The 5,163-nt window shown below is 61.8% G+C and carries 6 protein-coding genes; 1 reads left to right on the top strand and 5 read right to left on the bottom strand.

Annotated features, from left to right (window positions below; all coding sequences use genetic code 11):
• The 3 genes from pgi to J0I64_RS04720 form a co-directional block, all read right to left on the bottom strand.
• The coding region (gene pgi / locus J0I64_RS04730; RefSeq protein ID WP_291406459.1) for a glucose-6-phosphate isomerase at positions 1-1,188 on the bottom strand (1,188 nt) is incomplete at its 3' end.
• A 25-nt stretch (positions 1,189-1,213) separates the two neighbouring features.
• Positions 1,214-2,353 (bottom strand): tRNA guanosine(34) transglycosylase Tgt, encoded by a 1,140-nt coding sequence (gene tgt / locus J0I64_RS04725; RefSeq protein ID WP_291406458.1) that lies wholly within the window; start codon positions 2,351-2,353, stop codon positions 1,214-1,216.
• 48 nt (positions 2,354-2,401) lie between these two features.
• Positions 2,402-3,199, bottom strand: coding sequence for a mechanosensitive ion channel domain-containing protein (locus tag J0I64_RS04720; protein ID WP_291406457.1), 798 nt, complete (start codon positions 3,197-3,199; stop codon positions 2,402-2,404).
• Positions 3,200-3,328: 129 nt separating this feature from the next.
• Here J0I64_RS04720 and J0I64_RS04715 point away from each other — a divergent pair, with 129 nt between their 5' ends.
• On the top strand, positions 3,329-3,766 hold the full coding sequence (locus J0I64_RS04715; protein ID WP_291406456.1) for a hypothetical protein: 438 nt from the start codon (positions 3,329-3,331) through the stop codon (positions 3,764-3,766).
• A 12-nt stretch (positions 3,767-3,778) separates the two neighbouring features.
• Here J0I64_RS04715 and J0I64_RS04710 read toward each other — a convergent pair whose 3' ends face one another.
• Together J0I64_RS04710 and queA are read right to left on the bottom strand one after the other, a co-directional pair.
• Positions 3,779-4,405 (bottom strand): exopolysaccharide biosynthesis protein, encoded by a 627-nt coding sequence (locus J0I64_RS04710; RefSeq protein ID WP_291406455.1) that lies wholly within the window; start codon positions 4,403-4,405, stop codon positions 3,779-3,781.
• Positions 4,402-5,163 (bottom strand): tRNA preQ1(34) S-adenosylmethionine ribosyltransferase-isomerase QueA (queA, locus tag J0I64_RS04705; RefSeq protein ID WP_291406454.1); only part of this gene is annotated, 762 nt, incomplete at its 5' end. The genes queA and J0I64_RS04710, both read right to left, overlap by 4 nt.

Here is a 5,163-nt window from a genome sequence, read left to right as displayed (position 1 = left end):
GATCACGTCCGTGCCCTGATGGATCAGCTGGTAGAAGGCGTGCTTACCATTGGTGCCCGGCTCGCCCCAAACGATCGGGCCCGTCGACCAGCCAACCGGCTTGCCGTTCAGCGTCACTGACTTGCCGTTCGATTCCATATCCTGCTGCTGCAGATAGGCCGGGAAACGGCTCAGACGCTGGTCATAGGGCAGCACCGCATGGGTCGAGAAACCCCAGGCATTGCGATACCAGACGCCCAGGAGGCCCATGATGACAGGCAGGTTCTTTTCGAGCGGCGTCTCGAGGAAGTGACGGTCCATCGCATCGGCGCCGGCGAGGAACTTTGCAAAGTTGTCGTAGCCAACTGCCAACGCCACTGGCAGGCCGATAGCCGACCAAACGGAGTAGCGACCGCCAACCCAGTCCCAGAACCCAAAGATGCGGTCTTCGCGGATGCCGAATTTGGCGCAGGCCGGCAGATTGGTCGAAACCGCGGCAAAGTGGTTCGGCACCGCTTCTTCGCCCAACGCATCGGCCAGCCACTTGCGGGCCGAATGCGCATTGGTCATCGTCTCGTCGGTCGTAAACGTCTTCGAGGCGACGATGAACAGCGTCTTCTTGGGGTCGAGCCCCTTCAGCGTGTCATGGATATGCGCGCCGTCGACATTGGAGACGTAGTGGGCGCGCAGGTCCGGCCGCGTATAGGGCGCCAGCGCCAGCGTCACCATCACCGGGCCAAGGTCCGACCCGCCGATGCCGATATTGACCACATCGGTGATCTGCTCGCCGCCATGGCCGCGGATTTCGCCCGACCGCACCGCATTGGTATAGGTCTCGATGGCCTTCAGCACGGCCCGCACGTCGGGCATCACGTCCTGGCCATCGACTTCCACCGGCTTGTCGCCCTGATAGCGCAGCGCCATGTGCATCACGGCGCGGTCTTCGGTGATGTTGATGTGCTCGCCTTCGCACATCTGTGCGCGGCGCTCTTCAACGCCGGCAGCACGCGCCAGGTCGAACAGCGCAGCCATCACCTCTTCGTCGATCCGGTTCTTCGAATAGTCGAGAAGGATATCCGCACCCGAGGCCGAAAACCGCTGGAAGCGGTTCGGATCTTCGGCAAACAGCAGCCGCATCGGCTGGCCCTCGATCGACTTCTTGAGCTTGCCCAGCGTTTCGAACCCGGCCTTACGCCCAGACTTAGCCATCAGCTTATTCTCCCGAGGAAATCTATCAGAGGACCGGCAGATCGCCGGCAGCCCAAGCGGCGCGCGTTTCGGCCGCAAAATCGGCCATGCGGCCGGCTTCGATCGCCGCCCGCGTGCCCGCGGTCAGCTCTTGATAATAGTGCAGGTTGATCTGCGAAAGGACCATGGCACCCAAAATCTCTTCCGTCCTTACCAGATGGTGGAGATAGGCCCGGCTCCAGCGCCGGCAATTGGGATTGGGCGACTGTTCATCGAGCGGACGATGATCATCCTTGTGCCGCGCATTCTTCAGATTGATGACACCGAAGCGCGTATAGGCATGGCCATGCCGCCCGGCGCGGGTCGGATGCACGCAGTCGAACATATCGACGCCGCGCTCGATGCCACCGAGGATATCGTCCGGCTTGCCAACGCCCATCAGATAGCGCGGCCGATCGGTCGGCAGTTCCGGCGTGATGTCGGACAGCACGCGGAACATGACTTCCTGCGGCTCACCCACGGCGAGGCCACCGATGGAATAGCCATCGAACCCAATCGACTTCAAACCCGCCGCCGATTTCGCGCGCAGCTCGGCATCGTCGCCGCCCTGCACAATGCCGAACAAGGCCCGGTTCTGCTGGTTGTTGAAGGCGGTCTTGGAGCGATCCGCCCAGCGCAGCGACAATTGCATCGCGCGCTCGATTTCCTTTCGCTCGGCAGGCAGTGCAATGCACTCGTCGAGCTGCATGATGATGTCGCTGTCGAGCAGCGTCTGGATTTCGATCGAACGTTCCGGCGTCAGCTCATGGGACGAGCCGTCGATATGCGATTTGAAGGTCACGCCCTTCTCGGTCAGCTTCCGGAGCTTGGCGAGGGACATGACCTGAAACCCGCCGCTATCGGTCAGGATCGGCCGCTGCCAGTCCATGAAATCATGGAGGCCACCGAGCGAAGCCACGCGCTCCGCACCGGGCCGCAGCATCAGGTGATAGGTGTTTCCAAGCAGAATATCGGCGCCGGTCTCGCGCACCTGCTCGGGATACATGGCTTTCACCGTGCCAGCCGTGCCCACCGGCATGAAGGCTGGCGTATTGATCTCGCCACGCGGCGTGTCGATGCGGCCGCGCCGCGCCGCGCCATCGGTTGCGAGAAGGGAAAAGGTGACCTGTTTCGTCGTCGTGCTCATGGGGCGGGGTTCTAGCGGGTTACCCCGCCAGAAGGAAGGCCCATGCCGCTAAACCGACGATGCAGCCGGGGGAGCAAAATTGTTGTTTCGCTCAAGCACGACTTTCAGCCGCTCCTGCACGACCGAACGGGCCTGCCACCAGTCGCCGCTGCGCACCGGAATGCGGGCCACCAGCGTCATGGTGCTATCGCCCAGGGTATCGAGCCAGACGTCGGGCTTGGCTGCCGTGTCCGAATATTCCGTCGACACTGCATTGGCGACCTCGGCGCGAATCCGGTCGAGATCGGCCGAGCGCGGTACGTTGAAACGGACCTCGACGATGCGATGGTTTTCGCGGCTGTAGTTGATGATCTTCGCATTGGAGAGTTTCGAATTCGGCGCGAAGAGATAGAGCCCGTCGATAGTGCGCAGCTGCGTGGCAAAGAGCCCGATTTCAACCACCGTTCCGACTATCCCATCGGCGTCGATATAGTCGCCCGAATTGAATGGCCGCAGGAAGACCAGCATGATCCCGGCGGCGATATTGGCCAGCGTTCCCTGAAGGGCCAGGGCAATGGCCAAACCCGCAGCGCCGAGTACCGCAAGGATAGACGCGGTCTGCACGCCAAACTGGCCGAGCACGACGATGATCGTGACGAAGAGAATGCCATAGCGAACCACCTGTCCCGCCAGCGGCGCCACCGTCGCATTCTGTCTCAGCCGGCCCGCGAGGAAGCCGGTGATGTAGCGCGAGACCAGATTGGAGATCACCCAGCCGACCGACAACACCAATATGGCGATGGCCAGGGACCAGAGGTTGGCAATGACCCAGGCGGCCGAGATTCCGAAAATTTCCGCTTCTTGCATTCGATATTCCCCGTAGTAGTCGAGGACGAAAATCCTGACCATCGCGATGGTTGCAGCTCATCGCGGTCGGATTTTCGCCATGCTCGCCTGTCCCTATCGCCAAATCACTTTCAGTTGTTGAGGCCAATAATGATCCGCACCGCTTTTCTCGTCGCCGCCATTTCTCTCGCCGCCCTTCCCGCCTTTGCCCAGGAGGTAAACGAGATCGAGGGCCTCTATACCGGCAGCGGCGAAGGCGATCTGACGCTGGACCTTACCCATATCGAAGACGACCGCTACTCCATCTCGATCAACACCGTCGTGCCGATCCAGGAAGAATTCATGGGCTGTGCCGGCGGCATCGATGGTGAGGTTCTGCTCTCCAAAAAGGGCGGAAATTTCTTCGTCGAAAACGAGTCTTATGACCCCAAGGACGAATCGCCGCTCAATCAGCGCTATTGCGAAATCGGCATCATCTTTGATGGCCAGGGCGGCGTGACCCTCGAAGAGCGCGATGGGTGCCTCGAATACCACGGCGCCTCCTGCGGTTTCTCCGGCAACCTCATCCACGACGGCGCAGCCGGCTAAGGGCACCAGACCCTAAAATACCGCATCCACGGCTTGCATGCCCAGGTTGATCGCCCCGACTATCAGGGCGATCTCCACCCCAAGCCCGATCAGGCAAATGGTGCATCCGATGACCGCGCCGATCCCATCGCGGTTCAGCATCGAAAAGGCCAGCACGCAGAGCCCGACATTCGGCACGGCGTTCGAAAACGGAATGGGTATGGTCATGGCCACGCTGATCAGCATGGCAAAAAGTCCGTAGGGTACTGTGGCTGCCGCGCCGGTCATCCAGCGCATCCGGGGGCGCGAAAACCGGGCGATGATCCCGCTCACCTTCGCCACCTGTTCGCTACCCTTGAGCAAGGGCGCCACCGGCAGCTTTCGCTCGCCGATAATGCGGGGCAAGTGCACGGGGCGCCCCAGAACCATGGCTAGCGCCACGGCAAAGGCCGTCCAGGCGAGAAGGCCGCCAAAGCCAGGCGGCCCGGGAATCATGTTGAGCAGGGTCAGCATCAGGATCAGCAGGCGATGCGCCCCCGGGCCCATTGCCTCGATCAGCCGCCTGAATGTCAGCTTCTCGTCGCCGCTCGCCGCGACCGTTCTGAGGCCAATCACGATGCGATTGGTGTAGCGAACGATCGGCGGCGTCGTACGGCTCACGCCTCGTCGTCCTCGCTGGCTGCGCGGAACAAGAGTGAGGAATCGCCGTAGGAATAGAACCGGTAACCGTTGGCTATCGCATGCGCGTAGGCCGCCTTCATGGTGTCGAGGCCCGAAAAGGCACTAACCAGCATGAAGAGCGTCGACTTCGGCAGGTGGAAATTGGTCATCAGAATATCGACGGTCCGGAACTTGAAGCCCGGGGTGATGAAAATGTCCGTGTCGCCCATGAAAGGCTGCAATTGCCCGGTGGCGCGCGATGCCGTTTCGAGCAGGCGCAGGCTGGTCGTGCCCACGGCGATCACCCGGCCGCCCAGCGCACGCTTGGCGTTGATGCGCTCGACCGTCGCCTGATCGATATCGCCCCATTCGGAATGCATGACATGGTCTTCCGTGTCATCCACCTTCATGGGCAGGAAGGTCCCTGCCCCCACATGCAGCGTTACGCGCTCCATGGTGACGCCGAGATCGCTGAGTTGCTGCAGCAGTTTTTCCGTGAAATGCAGCCCGGCAGTGGGCGCAGCCACGGCGCCGTCTTCGGCCGCATAGACGGTCTGGTAGTCGACCTTGTCGCGTTCTTCGACAGCGCGCTTTGCCCCGATATAGGGCGGCAACGGCATGGCGCCGTGCGACTTGATCGCCTCGTCGAGTTCAGCGCCGCCGAGTTCGAATTCGAGCGTCACTTCGCCCGTGTCGCCCTTGCCGGCCACGCGAGCCTTCAGGGCGTCCGCCTGGCCGTTGCCCAGTTCCAGTTCATC

This window comes from Devosia sp., from assembly GCF_017307565.1.
In the GTDB taxonomy this organism is placed as follows: Bacteria; Pseudomonadota; Alphaproteobacteria; order Rhizobiales; family Devosiaceae; genus Devosia.
This window is presented reverse-complemented; position numbering and strand designations above follow the sequence as displayed.

What these genes read in the sequence shown, in the direction of transcription:
- tgt (WP_291406458.1), bottom strand. Translation starts at nt 2,353, where the DNA reads ATGAGCACGACGACGAAACAGGTCACCTTTTCCCTTCTCGCAACCGAT.
- J0I64_RS04720 (WP_291406457.1), bottom strand. Translation starts at nt 3,199, where the DNA reads ATGCAAGAAGCGGAAATTTTCGGAATCTCGGCCGCCTGGGTCATTGCC.
- J0I64_RS04715 (WP_291406456.1), top strand. Translation starts at nt 3,329, where the DNA reads ATGATCCGCACCGCTTTTCTCGTCGCCGCCATTTCTCTCGCCGCCCTT.